This is a genomic window from Saccharothrix xinjiangensis (assembly GCF_039527585.1).
In the GTDB taxonomy this organism is placed as follows: domain Bacteria; phylum Actinomycetota; class Actinomycetes; order Mycobacteriales; family Pseudonocardiaceae; genus Actinosynnema; species Actinosynnema xinjiangensis.
Genome location: NZ_BAAAKE010000014.1, coordinates 55,457 through 70,513, shown reverse-complemented (window position 1 = coordinate 70,513; position 15,057 = coordinate 55,457). Strand labels below are relative to the sequence as shown.

Below are 15,057 nucleotides of genomic sequence, written 5' to 3'. Positions count from 1 at the left end.
CCGCCCCAGGACCCGCTGATGCGGGTCTCAGCCCCGCGCGAGGTGCTGCTTGGCGGCCTCGTAGCCCAGGTGCAGCCAATCCGAGGCCGCGACCGCGACCAGCGTGCTCATGCCGAGGCGAGTGGCGCGCGGCGCGAGGACGCGGCCGGCGGTGAGGGCGGTGGCGATCCAGACGCCCGAGCAGAACGGGCAGGTCACCAGCTCGCCGACGGCGTGCCGGACGCCTTCGCCGCGCGCCGACTCGTTGACCTCGGCCACGCCGGCGGGCTCCTCGTACCGGGTGAACGGGGCGCGGAGCGCGGCGGTGACCGAGCTCTTGGTCAGCAGCCTGCTCGCCTTGTGGGTGGCCACCGACAGCAGCAGGACGTCACCGGCGGACATCCCCTCGGGCAGCCGCGCCCCGGTGCGGCGACCGATCAGCGCGGCCGTCCCGACCATGAGGGCGTAGGAGCTCATCGCGGACAGGTACCCCGCCAGTGGCCGCCGCTCCCCGTTGGAGTAGGCGGTGCGGACGCGTTCGAAGCTCCGAGCGATCGACATGTGCGGTGATTTGCCGTTCGGCGGCGGTTCAAACGCGTTCCGCGCCCGTCCACCCCGCCGACCGGACCAGCGGTCAGCCGGTCCAGGCCAGCAGCGCCTGGCTGCGCTCCGGGCTGCGCAGCAGCCGCAGGGACTCCTTCTCCAGCTGCCGGATGCGCTCCCGGGTCAGGCCCACCTCGGCGGCCACCTCCTGGAGCGTGCGCGGCCGGCCGTCGTTCAGGCCGTAGCGCAGGGTCAGGATCAGCGCCTGGCGGGGCGGCAGCGTGTCCACCACGTTGAGCAGCTCGGTCACCATGCCGTTGTGCTCGACCACCTCGTGCGCCTGCACGGCCTCGGCGTCCTCGATCAGGTCGGCCACGGAGGTGCCGCCGTCGTCGCCGACCGGCGTCTCCAGGCTGATCGCGGTGCGTCCCGCGGCCAGCAGGTCGACGACCCTGGTCAGCGGGGTGCCCGCGGCGGTCGCGATCTCCTCGGGGGTCGGGTCGCGGTCCAGCTCCAGCCGCAGCTTGCGCTCGACCTTGCGCAGCTTGGACAGCTCCTCGAACACGTGCACGGGCAGCCTCACGGTGCGCGTCTGCTCGGCCACGCCGCGCTCGATCGCCTGGCGGATCCACCAGATCGCGTAGGTGGAGAACTTGTAGCCCTTGGCGTAGTCGAACTTCTCCACCGCGCGGATCAGGCCCAGGTTGCCCTCCTGCACCACGTCCAGGAACGGCAGGCCGCGGTAGGCGTGCTTCTTGGCCACGGACACCACCAGGCGCAGGTTCGCCCGGATCATGTGGTCCTTGGCGCGCCTGCCGTCCGCCGCGATCTCGCGCAACGCGCGGCGGCGCTCCAACCCCATCGCGGGGCTCTCACCGGCGTCGGCCGCGCGCAGCAGCTCGGCGGCGTACACGCCGGCCTCGATGCGCCGGGCCAGGTCGACCTCCTGCTCGGCGGTCAGCAGCGGTGTGCCGCCGACCTCGCGCAGGTAGTGGCCGACCAGGTCGGCGTCCTGCGACCACTCCCGACGGGACGCGTCGGCACGCTGCGGGCGGGTCTTCGTTGCGGTCGGCGAGGACATGCCTTCTCCTTCGGGGTCGGCCCGCCCAGGGGCACGGGGGAGTGGTGGGCGCTTCAGTGGGGGCTCTTCCGGGTGATTTCGCAGTGGCTTCGGCGGGTTTCGTCCGTGCCTGTTCGAGCGACACCTGGTGCAACGGAGCGTGACGCTCAGGCATTCCCTGTCGGGTTACCCGAACGGGGGCGACCTGCAACACAAGAACGGGGATGGGTAATGCCGGACACACGGGGTAGTCAACAAACAGGACTGAGTACCGGGTTGTGAACCGATGGTCCGAACGGGTGACCCCCATGGCGAAGGCACTCGGCCATGTTCCGCGGAAAAAGCCCGCGGGCGACCCCTGACGTGCGGAGAACACCAGCACGTCGGGAGCCGCCCGCGGGAGGCGTGGCCCGGGTCAGTCCCGGGAAACCTCGTCGCCAGTGCCCTTCGTCGTCGTCGCCGACGCCTGCTTGGGCTCGGTGGGCGGCGGCGTCTCCGGCGTCTCCTCCCCACCGCTGTGCCGGTCGATGACCTCGCTCACGTAGCGCAGCACGACCGCCGCCGTGGCGACCACCGGCACCGCCAGGAACGCGCCCGCGATCCCGTACAGGCTGCTGCCCGCGGTGACCGCCAGCAGCACCACCGCGGCGTGCAGGCGCAGGCTGCGGGACTGGAGGATCGGCTGGAGCACGTTGCCCTCCAGCTGCTGCACCGCCACGACGATCGCCAGCATGATGAGCGCGGTGGTCAGGCCGTTGCTGACCAGGGCGACCAGCACGGCCAGGGCGCCCGCGACGAACGCGCCGACGATGGGCACGAACCCGCCGAGGAACGTCAGCGCCGCCAGCGGCGCGGCCAGCGGCACGCCGAGCACGACCAGGCCCAGGCCGATCAGCACCGCGTCGACCAGGCTCACCACGGCCTGGGTGCGGATGAAGCCACCCAGGGTGTCCCACACCCGCCCCAGCACGACCGCCAGGTGCGCGCCCGCGCGCTCGCCCACCACGCCGCGCAGCCACGGGGTGAACCGGGGGCCGTCCTTGACGAAGAAGAACGCCAGCAGCAGCGCCACCACACCGGTCACCACGCCCGAGGTGACCCGCCCCGCGCCGGTGAGCAGGCCGTTGGCGATCGAGCCGACGCTGGACTGGAGCTGGTCGGTGCCCTGCTGGACCAGGTCGTTGAGCTGGCCCTCGCCGAGGTTGAGCGGCGGCCCCTCCACCCAGTCCAGGGCCTGCTGGAGCGCCCGGGTCGCGCTGTCCGCGATCTCGGGCACGCCCGAGACGATGGACGTGGTGATCAGCGCCACCACGCCGCCCAGCACGCCCAACCCGCCGAGCAGCACCACCGTCGCGGCCAGCGCGGGCGGCAGCCCGCGCGAGCGCAGCCACCGGGTGGGCGGCCACAGCACCGTGGTGATCAGCAGGCCGAGCAGCACCGGCATGACGATCACCCAGAGCTTGCCGACCACCCACGACACGATCACGAACCCGACCGCGACGAGCGCCAGGCGGGTGCTCCAGCGCGCCAACCAGCTGAACCCGTGCCCGATGGCGTCGCCGCGGTCAGCCCAGCGGCGGTTCCCTGCACCCACGTCGGCCGTCCTCCCAGCGCGCCGCGCCGCGCGACGCTCGCGGTGCAGCCTGCCAGACGCGCCCGCGCCGCTCGAACGCGTCCGCCGGTCGGCCATCGCTCATCCGGGTGGATTCGGTGCGGGCGCGCTCCCGACGTGCGGCGATCGGGGAACGGGTGTGGGTTGATGTGAAGCCCCCAGGCGCACCGAGGAAAGAGCGACCTTGTCAGGCATCCCCGTGATCGAACCGTACCCGCTGCCCGAGGCCGGTGACCTGCCGACCGGTCCGGCCGCGTGGACACCGGACCCGGGCCGGGCGGTCCTGCTCGTCCACGACATGCAGCGCTACTTCCTGCGACCGGTGCCGGAGCCGCTGCGCGGTCAGGTCGTGCACAACGCCGCCCTGCTGCGCGAGCGCTGCGTCGCCGCGGGCGTGCCGGTGGCCTACACCGCCCAGCCCGGCGACATGGGACCCGAGGACCGCGGCCTGTTCCGCGACTTCTGGGGCGAGGGCATGAGCGCACTGCCGGAGGACCGGGGGATCGTCGACGAGCTGGACCCCTCCCCGGCGGACTGGAGGTTCACGAAGTGGCGGTACAGCGCGTTCTTCCGCTCCGACCTGCTCGCCCGGCTGCGCGCGGCGGGGCGGGACCAGCTGCTGCTGTGCGGCGTCTACGCCCACGCCGGCGTGCTGATCACCGCGGTCGAGGCGTTCAGCCACGACGTCCAGACCTTCCTGGTCGCCGACGCGCTCGGCGACTTCTCCGCCGACCACCACCTGATGGCGCTGACCTACGCCGCCGAGCACTGCGCCGCCCTCACCACCGTCAAGGAGGTGATCGGCACGTGGAGCTAGCGCCGACCGCCCACGAGGACGGGACGACCCGCCGCTGGCTGCTGGACGTGGCGCCCGCGCCCGACCTCGTGCCGGAACCCGACCACCGGCGACCGCTCAACGCCGCCGGCGTGCTCGACGACGCGGCCCGGGGCGGGCCCGACCGGCGCTGCCTGGTCACCGACGCGGGCACCTGGGGCCACGGCCACCTGCTCGCCCGCGCCAACCAGGTCGCGGGCGCGCTGGTGCGCCGCTGGGGGCTGCGCTCGGGCAACCGGGTGCTGCTCTACGGGCCCAACACGCCCTGGTACGCGGCCTGCTACTTCGGCGTGCTCCGGGCAGGCGGCGTGGTCGTGCCGGTGCCGTGGGGCGTGCGGGCGCGGGAGGTCGCGCCGATCGCCGAGCGGACCGAGGTGGACCTCGTCGTCGCCGACGCGCGGCACGTCGCCGACCTGGCCGAGCTGGCGCAGCGGGTGGACGTGCTGGTGTTCGGCGCGGAGCCGACGGAGTTCGGCCGCGAGGTCGACGCGAGCCCGGTCGGGTTCGAGCCGGTGCGCACCAGCGCCGACGACGTCGCCGTGGTCGACTTCACCTCCGGGTCCACCGGCGCGCCCAAGTGCGCCATGCACCTGCACCGGGACCTGCTCTTCGCCGCGCTCAACCACCACCGGATGCTCGACCTCGCACCCGGCGACCTGGTGGCGAGCAACGGTTCCGTCGCCTTCGGCTACCTGCTGGGCGCGCTGGTGCTGGCGCCGCTGACGAGGGGCGCGGCCGCCCTGTTCGTGGAGGACGAGGACTTCGACGCCTTCTTCGACGTGGCGCACCGCCACCGGGCGACGGTGTTCGCCAGCACACCCGGCCTGTACCGGCGGGGCCTGCGGACCGGCGCGCCGGTGCCGCCCGACCTGCGGATCGCGTTGAGCGGCGGTGAGAAGCTGGACCAGGACACCCGGGACGGGTGGCTGGAGGCGACCGGCGCGCCGCTGGTGGACCACCTGGGCACGACCGAGCTGATGGCGCCGGTGATCGGCACGCCGTGGGGCCGGGCGCCCCGCCGCGACACCCTCGGCCGGGCCATGCCGGGTTTCCAGGTGCGCGTGCTGGACGACGAGGGCCGCGAGGCGCCGGTGGGCCGGGTGGGCAGGCTCGCCGTGCGGGGCGCGGCGGGCTGCCTCTACGTGAAGGACCCCGCCGCCCAGGCCGAGGGCGTGCGGGACGGCTGGACCCACACCGGCGACCGCGCCTCCCTCGACGTCGACGGGCACGTCGTCGTCCACGGGCGGGGCCGCGACCTGGTCATGGTGGACGGCATCAACGTGGCCACCACCGAGGTCGAGACCGTGCTGCGCGGCCACTCGGCGGTCGCCGACGTGGCCGTGCTGGGCGTGCCCGACGCGTGCGGCGTCACCGCGCTGGTGGCGTTCGTGACGCCCACCGGCGACGACCGCGGGCTGGTCGGCCTGGTGCGGGAGCACGCCCGGCGGGAACTGGCCCAGTACAAGCAGCCCAGGGTGGTGCGGGTGCTGGACCGGCTGCCCCGGAACGCGCGCAACAAGGTCGACCACCCGGTGCTGGCCGAGGTGGCGCGGGCCGCGGTGGGCGGGCTGTCGTTCAGCGGATCGGTCTAGCCGGGTCGTGACGCCGGTGGGCCGGCCGCGGTGGGCCGCCGCGCGTGCCCGTGACGGGTGGGCCGCGGGTCAGCCGGTGGTGATGGTGAAGGTGAACCTGTAGCCCACGTCGGCGGAGTCGGACCGGACGGCCTCGCCCTCGCCGCGGGCGTTGGCGTACGCGCCGGTGCCGCCCACGACGGCCACCGGGGCGTTCTCGAACCCGCCCGCGATGGACCTGTAGTCCCGCAGGCCCGACAGGTGCAGCTCACCGTCGGGCAGGCGGAACGTCGAGGTGCAGTGCGCGGTGACCGAGGGCGGCAGCCCGGTCGTGACGACCAGCACGCCGCAGTGCGAGAAGCCCTCGCCCACGCGGTTGACCCCGCCCGCGTCGAACAGGTCGCCGCCGCTGACGAAGCCGCTGCCGACCGCCGGGGTCACGGGCGCGGACATGAGCGCGCGCCTGGTCACCACCTCGACGGTGATCTCCTGGTCGGCCCGGACCTGGTCGGCGTCGACCAGGTCGGCCCGGACGTGGTCGGCGCCCATCAGCCCGCCGACCAGGGCCAGGACCGGCAACGGTTGAACCCGCACGGCACACCTCCGCGTTCGTCCTGAACGGACGATAAGCACGGCGGAGGGACGGCACCCCGGGCAATCCCACGTTCGTGTGGACCTCCGGTGGCCTCACACCTTGGCGAAGTGGGCCTTCACCGTCGCGACCTCCTGGGCGAACAACGCCTCGATGTCGTCCAGGAAACCGTCCGGCGCGTCCGGCACGAGCCGGAAGTCGCGCGACCACTCGATGAAGCAGCGGCCGGGTTCGCCGGTCACCGGCAGGACCCGGTAGGTCGCCACGTAGTCCACGATGAACAGCACCTGGGCCACCGAGCGGTAGGTCAGCGACCGGTCGACCTCGGAGCGGCCGACGACCTCCTCGCGGGCCAGGTCGCCGTTCGGCAGGAGGGTGAACTCGAACAGCGAGGGGACGCGCTCGGCGGAGCCGCCCGAGACCCAGTGCGCGTCGTCGATCCCCTTGCCGAACACGATGTCGAGCAGCACCATCATGTCCCGGACCTGGGACCAGACGACGTCGGCGTCGGCGTCGAGGACCGCCGAGTGGTACACGGAGAACTTCGGTTGCAGTGCCATGCCGCATGGTGTCACCCGCCCCGGGACCGGTCATCGACCGGAACGGTGACGGGCGACCCGCGTCGCCCCGGCTGCCCGGCCGGGGTCGGCCGTCAGAACGCCTGCACCACGTAGGTGCAGTACAGGTAGGGCGCGCCGCCGCTCACGTCGAACGACTCGGCGAGGTCCGTCGCGGACAGGTACTCGCCCAGCACGTGGTGCCGGCCCGCGTTCAGGCCCACGGTGTGCCCCGGCAGCCCGGCGAACGAGGCGCACGCGTCCCCGGTCGTGCCCGGCGCGAACGACGCCGGGCAGCCGGCGCAGGCGGGCAGGGTGAACTCGTGCGCGGTCGACCCGGCCACGCGCACGCTGACCGGCGCGTTGACGCCGTTGTAGAACGTCACCCGCAGTGGACCGGAGGCGCCCAGCGGCGCGGGCACCGGCAGTTGCGCGCCCGTGCCGACCGCGACCTTCGCCGAGATCAGCGCCGACCGCGCCTGGGCGGCGTCGCCGTGCTCGGGGTAGGTGGTGACGAACCGCTCCAGCGTGGTGACCGCGTTGTCCGACTGCCCGTCGCGCAGCTGACCGAGCCCGCACTCCAGCACCGCGCGCGGCAGGTTGTTCCGGGCGTCGCCCGCCACCTTCCCGGTGGGCTCGGCGGTCAACCCGGCGAAGTACTCCAGCGTCGGCAAGGCGTTGCAGAACTCGCCGCGCGCGTAAGGCGCGACGGCCTCGGCGTAGACGGCGTCGAGCATGCCGGGCACCTCGGCGGCGGCCGGTGTGTCCCCGAACTCGTCCACGACGACCAGCAGCGCGTCCACCGCACCGCGGGCGCGGGCCACCGGCTCGGTCGACGTGGGGGCGCGGGCCAGCAACAGGTAGGTCTCGGCGGCCTCGGGCCGGAAGGACGGCTCCTCCTCGACCAGGTCGCGGTAGACCTCGATGGACTGGCCGAGCCTCTGGTCGTCCCGCAGCTCCCGCGCCCAGGTCGCGTAGGTCTCGACCAGGTTGTCGCGCGCGAACGGCCGCAGCACGCTGTCCGGGTGGTCCTGCCGGAACCGCAGGTACTCGTCCACCGCGCGGTCGTGGCTGCCACCGCGCTGCGACTCGACGGCCCGCACGTAGTCGGCGCACTCGACCCGCGCCCGCTTCGCCCCGGCCACGTCGGCGCTCAGGGTCAGCCGGTAGAACCCGGTGACCGCGTCGAACTCGTCGGTCGCGGTCGCGCAGTCACCGGCCGACTGCGCGGCGGTCCCGTCGGTGTAGGCGTCGTGCCCGGCCAGGCCGTACCCGGCGTACGCGCCCGCGACGACCACCACGGCCAGCGCGCCGACCAGCACCGGGCGCGACCTGGTCGGCCGGCCGTGCGGGCGCGGGTGCCGCGCGGCGAGGCGGGAGGCGTCGACCGCCAGGGCCGCGAGCCACACCACCGCGACCGCGCGCCACGACCACGGCGACTGGGCCGCGTCGGTCGCGTAGGCGGTGAACACCAGCGCCACCCCGACCACGGTCGCCACCCACGCCCGCACCCAGCGGCCCAGGTAGGCGTAGCCCGCCCCGATCCCGGTGAGGTTGAGCAGCACGGCGGCGGCGCGCCACCGCGGTGGCGGGGGAGGGACGGGCGGCTGCGGGGTCAGGAGGGGCAGCCGCGGGTCGGTCGGCGTGTCGTCGACCCACTCCGGCTGCTCGGTGACCCCGGGCTGTTCCGGGGGCCAGGGCTGCCCGGTGGTTCCCGGCTGTTCCAGGGTCACGGGCTGCCCGGCAGTCCCAGGTTGCTCGGCGAATCCGGGCTGTTCGGCGGTTCCGGCCTGTTCGGCGGTGCGGGGTTGTTCGGCGGTTCCGGCCTGTTCCGCGGTTGCCGGGTCCGCAGACCAGGGGCTCGGCGGCTCCCCGGTCCCTCGCGTGGCGTCCGGCGCCGGTCCGACCTCCGACGCTCCTCCGACCCGATCCGCTGCCCCGTCCGGCCGCTGCTCGTTCATCCACGCCCCCTCAGCGCCTCGCCCCGGTACAGCAGACCACGGACGGGATCGCCGGAGGGGCCTTTGTCCCGAACCGGCCACCGGATCGGCCCAGCGCACCGCGCCCGCGCCGCCGACCCGGTCGGGAACCGCTGGGCTAACCGGTCGCGGACCCGGTGCCGGCCAGCGGCAGCGTCGACCGGTCCCCGGCGCCCACGAGGCCGGCCAGCACCTCCAGCGCCTCGACCAACCAGTCGTCCAGCCGGGGCGCGGGCAGGCCCTCCGGACCGACCAGCCGCACGGCGACCGCGCAGCGTCCCGGCGCGATGCGCAGCACCCGCAGCTCGCCCCGGTACGCCGGCGCGGCCCGGTCGCCCCACTCGATCCGCAGGTTCGCCCAGTCCACGACCAGTCGCCGTTCCACGACCTGCTCGCCCACCCACAGCCGGACCAGGTCGGGCCCGTACCGCTCGACCTCCACGCCCGAGGGCAGCCAGGCCGACAGCTGGTCCAGGTCGGTGAGCACGTCGAACACCGCCTCGGCGTCCGCGGGCACGGACCTGGTGCGCTCCGCCGCGGTCACGACGCGCGCACCGGGATCGTGGCGTCGATCCGGTACCGCGCGAGCCGGTGCAGCATCTCGGGCAGCGCCTCCGGCTGGATCTGCCCCTCCAGGTCCTGGCGCGCGTCGAGCACGGTGCGCGCGACCACCGTGCGCGGCACCCGTCCGCGGAACTCGGCGGTCAGCTCGTTCACGGCTTCGCGGCAGTACGGGTCGTGCTGGTGGCGGTTGCCCACGGCTGCTCCCGATTTGTCCTGGTCGATACCTCCATCTTGCGGGAACCCGCAGGTGGTTCACCTGACGAGTAGCCGACGATCACTCAGGTCGGTGTCGTCGCGGTGGTGGTCGGGGGGACCGTCGTCGAGCCGGTGGTCGTCGGAGTGGTCGGGTCCGGCCGCTGGGTGAGCGTCGGCGTCGGCGCGGGCACGACCCGCGAGGTGACCAGCGGTTGCGGCTCGTCCTGCGCCGTGACGCCGCAGCCGGTGAGCAGCGGGGCCACCACCGCGAACACGACCAGTGCCGATCTCACAGCTCCACCTCCGGGATCTCCACGATGAACCTGGCCCCGCCACCGGGCCGCTCCTCGACGCCCGCCGTGCCGCCGTGGCGCTGCACGTGCTGGGCGACCAGCGCCAACCCCAGGCCGCTGCCGGTGTCCGCGCCCCGACTGCCCGCCCGCGTGCCCCGGTTGAACCGCTCGAAGACCCGGTCCCGCAGCTCGACCGGCACGCCCGGCCCCTCGTCGTCGACCTCCAGCCGGGCCTGCCCGGCGCGCCGCAGCACCGCCACCCGCACCGCGCCGCCCGCGTGCCGCGCGGCGTTGTCCAGCAGGTTGCTCACCACCCGGTCCAGCCTGCGGCGGTCGCCCAGCACGTGCGGTCCGGGCCGGTCGACCTCCAGCGGCACCGGCTCGCCCGGCCGCGCCGCCAGCACGTTCGTCACCAGCGCGGCCAGGTCGATCGACTCCGGGGTCGGGTCGTCGGCCTGCTGGTCGGTGCGGGAGATCTCCAGCAGGTCGACGACCATGCGGGCGAACCGGTCGACCTCGGAGGTGAGCAGGTCCAGCGCGCGGCCGGCGGTGCCGGGGATCTCGGCGCGGCGGCGGCGCAGGACTTCGGCGGCGTTGACCATGGTGGTCAGCGGTGAGCGCAGTTCGTGGCTGACGTCGCCGGCGAAGCGGGCGTCGCGCAGCACCCGCCGTTCCAGGGCGTCGGCGGTGGCGTTGAACGTCGTGGCCAGCGGCGTCAGGTCGGGGTCGGTCTGCTCGGGCAGCCGGGCCTTCAGGTCGCCGCCCGCGATGCGGGAGGCGGCGGCGGTCAACGCGGTCAGCGGCCGCAGGGCGCGCCTGCCCGCCCACGAACCCAGCGCCACCCCCAGCAGGCCGCTCGCCACGGCCGCCGTCACGAGCACCGCGCTGAGGAACCGGAACGTCCGGTCCAGCTGCACCATCGGCGCCATCTCCACGTACACGCCGTCCGCGTTCGTGATCGGCAGGGTCACCGCGTACACCGGTATCCCGTCCACCACCAGCCGCTGGGCCGCGGGCACGCCCTCGCGGCCCATCCGCAGCAGCGGGGACGGCAGCACCGACGCGTCGACCTGCCTGCCGCTGGTGAGCACCTGTCCCGGGCGGAACAGCAGGATCGTGGTGTCCGGTCCGGCGGTGAGGCCGGTCAGCAGCTCCTCCAGCCCGTGCGAGCCGGTGCGCAGCGACTCGTCCACCAGGCGCACGTTCACCTCGGCCTGCCGCACCGCGCTCTGCTCGCGCTGGCGCAGCATGTAGCCGGACGCGAGGTTCCACACCACCAGGGCGAGCACGCTGGTCAGCAGCAGCGACCCGACGCCGAGGACCACCGCGACGCGCCAGCGCAGCGACAACCGGTGCACCCCCCTCCTCGGCCGGGGTCCGGTCGAGACCCGGGCGCGGGCGCCGGGGGCCGGTTCGCCGGGCCGGGCGCGAGAGGTGGGCGACGGGTCCATGACCCCCAGATCCTCCACCACGGCGCCGACCGCCGCCGCCATCGCCAGGCGATCGCAAGGTTGGACCGCAAGGTTCGGATCGCAAGGTCGCACCCTGCGCCACCCTCCCGGCGTCACCGGTCTGCGCCACCGGCCCGCATCACCGCGACACCGTCCTGGAGCCCCGAACCGCGCGCGTCCTCCCAAGTGGCGACGAACCTGCGGTTGGGCTCGGACTGGGTCAGCACGCTCAGGCCGCTGCCGCCGTTCCGGGCGAACACGCCACCACGTCACCAGCCGGTTGCCCTGCGCGGTGAACACCTGCGGCCGTCCTGGTTCGACCCGGCCCACGTGGTCCCGGTGGTGTGGCGGCGGGCGGCACCGCGCGTAGTCCTCGCGGTCGGGCTCGCCGTTGACCCGGCACTCGTCGACCACGTCCGCGGTTACCGAGAGTGGTCTACAGAGGACGGGACGGGGTGTCGTCGCCCGGGGCCGGCCACCGCCACTGCTCTGTTCGAGTGATCAACAGCCGGGACCGGCATCCGGGCGCGCGGTCGGGCATCTACTGGTGCGAGAGCTGCAAGCCGGTGAGGAGGACGATGGCCGTCGACGAGCGGGTCCGCGAGATCGCCAGGGGAGTGGTGGGCCGGGTGGCCCCCGAGGAACTGGTCTTCTTCGACGCGGCGAGCGAGGCGTACTTCCGCGACCGGGGCAGGCGCGAGGCCAGGTCGGGCCGCGACCCCCTGGCGTTCGGCATCACGGAGGTCGTCACCCTCGTCACGCCCGTCGCCCTGGCGGTGTCCGCCGCGGTGGCCGACGAGCTGCTCGGGCGGACGGCCACGGCGGCGGTGGACCGTGGCGCGCGCGGGCTGCGGTGGCTGCGCGGCAAGGCCCGCCGGGCGGAGCGGGACGACGTGCCCGCCGAGCTGCCCCCGGCGCGCGAGTTCGACGAGCACGACCTCAAGCGCATCAGGGACCTCGCCCGGCAGAAGGCGCGGGCCCTCGGGTTGCCGGACGAGCAGGTGGAGCTGTTCGTCGACGCGCTCATCGGCAGCCTGGTCGCCCCCGACGACGGCCGGGCGTGACGGGGTGGGCGTCGCCTCGCGGGAGCGGGTCGCACGCACCGCGCCGGCCGCCGCCGGGACGCCGACCGGGCTGGTCGCGCTGTTCCTGCTGCTGGTCACCACGGTCGTCGCGACGATCGGCGTCCTGGGCCTGCTGGCGTGGTTCGCGGTCGACGAGCACCGGCGGGCCCTGGGCGACGCGTCCCGGCGGTGCGCCGACCTGGAACCGGACCCGTCGCAGTCGCTGATCGAGGCCAACGACGCCTTCCACCGCGTGCTGGACTGCCTGGCACCGGTCCACCGGCAGCAGGCGGGGTGGGCGCTGGCCGCGATCGCCGTGCTGGTCGCCGTCACCGCCGCCCTCTACTGCGCCTACCCGGGGTGGCTGCTGCGCAGGCGGCGCCTGGTGCCGCTGCGGGAGGGCGGTGAGCTGGCCGAGCACCTGGCCGAACTGCGCGACCTCGTGGGGTTGCGGGCGAGACCGGTGTACCTGCTCGGCTCGCGGAGCGGCACCACCGACGCGCTGACCTTCGGCGCCCTCCGGCGGCGGTACGTGGTGCTCGACGCCGGCCTGCTGCGGTCCTTCACCACGGACCGGGGGCGGTTCCGCGCCGTCGTGCTGCACGAGTTGGCGCACGCGCGCGGCCAGGACGTGCACATCACCTACCTGACCAAGTCGATCTGGTCGGCGTTCGTGGCCGTGGCCTGGGCGCCCGCGCTCGTCGGGCTCCTGGTCGCGGGTTCGTGGTGGGGCCTGGTGGTCGTCGCGGCGCTGCTGGTGCTGACCGCCCTGGTGCTGTGCACCCGCAACGCGATCCTGCGGGAACGCGAGTTGCACGCCGACGGCGTGGCGGCGGCCCTCGACGGTCCGGGCACGGCGCTGGCCGGGCTGATCACCGACGAGCGGCCGCGCGGGTCGTGGCGCGCCCTCGCGGGGCACCACCCGTCACCGGCCCACCGGCGGCGCGTGGTCGACGACCCGGCCCTGCTGCTGCGCCCGCGGTGGTGGGAGGCCCCGGTGGCCGGGCTCACCACCGGTGTCGTCGCGGCCAACCTCGGGTTCGTCGTGGCGATCTCCCTGCCGACCCTGCCGGGTTCCGGCCGGCTGCTGACCGGCCTGCTGACCTCGCCGGGCCTGGTGGTGCCCCTGGCCGTCGCCGCGTGGCGGGTCGCGGCGGTCGCGCCCGCCCGGCTCCCGGTGTCGCTGCCGGTGTCCGCCCTCGCCTGGACCGGCGCGTTCCTGCTCGGGCAGCAGGTCGCCCTGCTGGGGCTCATCAGGGTGGGCGTGCGGGTCGGCGCGCCGGTGCCGGACCCGGCTTCGGCGCTGGTCCTGGCCGCGACGGCGCTCGTGGTGGCGGTGTGGGCGGCGGGCGCGTCCCGGGTGGTGGCCGGGGCGTTCGACCGGCCGCCGCGGTGGGCGCTGCCCGCGGTCGTCGCGGGTGGCGCGGTCGCGTTCGCGCCCTGGTTCGGCTCGTGGTCGGTGTGGAGCTCCATCGAGCGGGTCGGCTGGTGGGCGTTCGCCGACGAGTTGGCCCGCTACGAGTTGGACGTGCCCGGCACGTCGTCGTGGATCGCCGCGGCGGCGCACTGGCTGGGCCTGCTCCACGTGCCGCTGCACTCGATGGTGTTCTTCCCCGCGGTGGTGCCGGTGCTGGCGCTGCTGTGGCTGGTGCCCGCCCTGGTCACCAGTGCGGGCCGGCCGGTCCTGGACGTGCGCCGGGCGCTGCGCGCGGGCGCGGCCGGCGCGGCGGCGTTCACCGTCGCGGCGGTCGTCCTGGTCGTGGCGGCCAGGTTCGCGCTGCCCGCCGAGGCCCGGGGCAGCGACGGGTTCCGCGTCGGCTTCCACTACGCGCTGGTCGACCTCGCCGTCCTCGTGCAGGGCGCCGTGGCGTTCTCGGTCAGGGGGCGGCACCGGCCGGTGCTCGTGCCGCTCGCCGCGCTGGTGAGCGGCCTGGTGTCGGCGGTGGTGCTGCTGCTCGGCGTGGAGACCCTGGGTCGCGCCCTGGACCTGTGGCAGCGGGCGCCGCAATCGCCGTTCCGGTGGCCGGACCTCGCCTTCGCCGTGGAGACCACCCAGCAGGTCGTGGTCACCGGCGCGGTGGTCGCGGTCGTGGGCGCGCTGCTCGGCGCGTTGGCGCGCCGGCGGGCCGTGCCGCCTTCACCGGCCGCGCTGCCCGCACCGGACTCACCGGCCGCACCGGACTCACCGGCCGCACCGGACTCACCGCGCCGGTACACCGCCGCCCTGGCCGTCGTGACCGCGGCCACCGTCGTCCTCGCGGCGGCGGCGATGCCCGCCGCGCGCCACTTCTGGCTCACCAGCGCGACCACGGGCGTCGAACCGGTGACCGGCGCGCGGTGCCTCCTGGGCACGTGGGTGGAGCGGAGCCGCACCACCACCCTGACGCTGAGCGCCGAGGTGGGGCCGATGGAGTTCAGCGGCGCCGGGTCGGTGCAGGCGTTCGACGACGACGGCACCGTGGTGGTGCAGTTCCAGCCGATCCGGGCGACGGGGAACGGCCACCTGGTGGTGCTGGAGCACTCCGGCGCGGTCACCGCCCGCTACCGCGTCGACGGCGACCGCATCACCTACAGCGACGTCAGCCCCGGCATCACCTGGTCGGTGTCGGTCGACGAGCACCGCGACGTGATGACCGGCGAGGTCCGCGAGTTCAGCCCGGACGAGTTCACCTGCGAGGGCAACGCCATGACCCAGACCGGCCGGGACTACTCGATCGCCCTCACCCGCGCGGCGCACCACCGCTGACGCGGCGCGGTCGGGA

The 15,057-nt window shown here is 74.7% G+C and carries 15 protein-coding genes; 4 read left to right on the top strand and 11 right to left on the bottom strand.

Features of this window, described 5'->3' with window-relative positions:
- Positions 1 to 27 precede the first annotated feature (27 nt).
- The 3 genes from ABD223_RS25580 to ABD223_RS25570 all read right to left on the bottom strand — a co-directional run bounded on the left by ABD223_RS25580 (position 28) and on the right by ABD223_RS25570 (position 3,176).
- Positions 28 to 540, bottom strand: a complete 513-nt coding sequence (locus ABD223_RS25580; protein ID WP_344039036.1) for a DUF1360 domain-containing protein — start codon at positions 538 to 540, stop codon at positions 28 to 30.
- Positions 541 to 613: 73 nt separating this feature from the next.
- Positions 614 to 1,603: a sigma-70 family RNA polymerase sigma factor gene (locus ABD223_RS25575; protein ID WP_344039035.1), complete on the bottom strand. Its 990-nt coding sequence runs from the start codon at positions 1,601 to 1,603 to the stop codon at positions 614 to 616.
- A 394-nt stretch (positions 1,604 to 1,997) separates the two neighbouring features.
- On the bottom strand, positions 1,998 to 3,176 hold the full coding sequence (locus ABD223_RS25570; RefSeq protein ID WP_344039034.1) for an AI-2E family transporter: 1,179 nt from the start codon (positions 3,174 to 3,176) through the stop codon (positions 1,998 to 2,000).
- A gap of 202 nt (positions 3,177 to 3,378) precedes the next feature.
- Between ABD223_RS25570 and ABD223_RS25565 the strand changes: the two genes are divergently transcribed.
- Positions 3,379 to 4,011, top strand: a complete 633-nt coding sequence (locus ABD223_RS25565) for an isochorismatase family protein (protein WP_344039033.1) — start codon at positions 3,379 to 3,381, stop codon at positions 4,009 to 4,011.
- Positions 4,002 to 5,621 carry a class I adenylate-forming enzyme family protein gene (locus ABD223_RS25560; RefSeq protein ID WP_344039032.1) on the top strand — a complete coding sequence of 540 codons (1,620 nt, stop codon included), beginning with the start codon at positions 4,002 to 4,004 and terminating at the stop codon, positions 5,619 to 5,621. Before ABD223_RS25565 ends, ABD223_RS25560 begins: the two co-directional genes overlap by 10 nt.
- A 69-nt stretch (positions 5,622 to 5,690) precedes the next feature.
- On the opposite strand, the gene ABD223_RS25555 is transcribed toward ABD223_RS25560, so the two are convergent.
- The 8 genes from ABD223_RS25555 to ABD223_RS25520 all read right to left on the bottom strand — a co-directional run bounded on the left by ABD223_RS25555 (position 5,691) and on the right by ABD223_RS25520 (position 11,491).
- On the bottom strand, positions 5,691 to 6,194 hold the full coding sequence (locus ABD223_RS25555) for an allene oxide cyclase barrel-like domain-containing protein (protein WP_344039031.1): 504 nt from the start codon (positions 6,192 to 6,194) through the stop codon (positions 5,691 to 5,693).
- A gap of 93 nt (positions 6,195 to 6,287) precedes the next feature.
- The gene (locus ABD223_RS25550; protein WP_344039030.1) at positions 6,288 to 6,752 is read right to left on the bottom strand and encodes an SRPBCC family protein; all 465 of its coding nucleotides are present in this window, start codon (positions 6,750 to 6,752) and stop codon (positions 6,288 to 6,290) included.
- A 92-nt stretch (positions 6,753 to 6,844) separates the two neighbouring features.
- Positions 6,845 to 8,482 (bottom strand): tetratricopeptide repeat protein, encoded by a 1,638-nt coding sequence (locus ABD223_RS25545; RefSeq protein ID WP_344039029.1) that lies wholly within the window; start codon positions 8,480 to 8,482, stop codon positions 6,845 to 6,847.
- 364 nt (positions 8,483 to 8,846) lie between these two features.
- Entirely contained in the window at positions 8,847 to 9,272 is a 426-nt protein-coding gene (locus ABD223_RS25540; protein ID WP_344039027.1) for an SRPBCC family protein, read from the bottom strand.
- Positions 9,269 to 9,487, bottom strand: a complete 219-nt coding sequence (locus tag ABD223_RS25535) for a hypothetical protein (RefSeq protein ID WP_344039025.1) — start codon at positions 9,485 to 9,487, stop codon at positions 9,269 to 9,271. The genes ABD223_RS25540 and ABD223_RS25535 overlap by 4 nt, the downstream gene beginning before the upstream one ends.
- Positions 9,488 to 9,570: 83 nt before the next feature.
- Entirely contained in the window at positions 9,571 to 9,780 is a 210-nt protein-coding gene (locus tag ABD223_RS25530) for a hypothetical protein (protein WP_344039023.1), read from the bottom strand.
- Positions 9,777 to 11,138, bottom strand: a complete 1,362-nt coding sequence (locus ABD223_RS25525) for a HAMP domain-containing sensor histidine kinase (protein WP_344039022.1) — start codon at positions 11,136 to 11,138, stop codon at positions 9,777 to 9,779. The genes ABD223_RS25530 and ABD223_RS25525 overlap by 4 nt, the downstream gene beginning before the upstream one ends.
- Positions 11,139 to 11,344: 206 nt before the next feature.
- Positions 11,345 to 11,491 carry a hypothetical protein gene (locus ABD223_RS25520; protein ID WP_344039021.1) on the bottom strand — a complete coding sequence of 49 codons (147 nt, stop codon included), beginning with the start codon at positions 11,489 to 11,491 and terminating at the stop codon, positions 11,345 to 11,347.
- 318 nt (positions 11,492 to 11,809) lie between these two features.
- On the opposite strand from ABD223_RS25520, the gene ABD223_RS25515 reads away from it, so the two are divergent.
- Together ABD223_RS25515 and ABD223_RS25510 are read left to right on the top strand one after the other, a co-directional pair.
- Entirely contained in the window at positions 11,810 to 12,295 is a 486-nt protein-coding gene (locus ABD223_RS25515; RefSeq protein WP_344039020.1) for a hypothetical protein, read from the top strand.
- A gap of 4 nt (positions 12,296 to 12,299) precedes the next feature.
- Positions 12,300 to 15,041 (top strand): M48 family metalloprotease, encoded by a 2,742-nt coding sequence (locus ABD223_RS25510; protein ID WP_344039018.1) that lies wholly within the window; start codon positions 12,300 to 12,302, stop codon positions 15,039 to 15,041.
- The last annotated feature ends 16 nt before the right edge of the window (positions 15,042 to 15,057 follow it).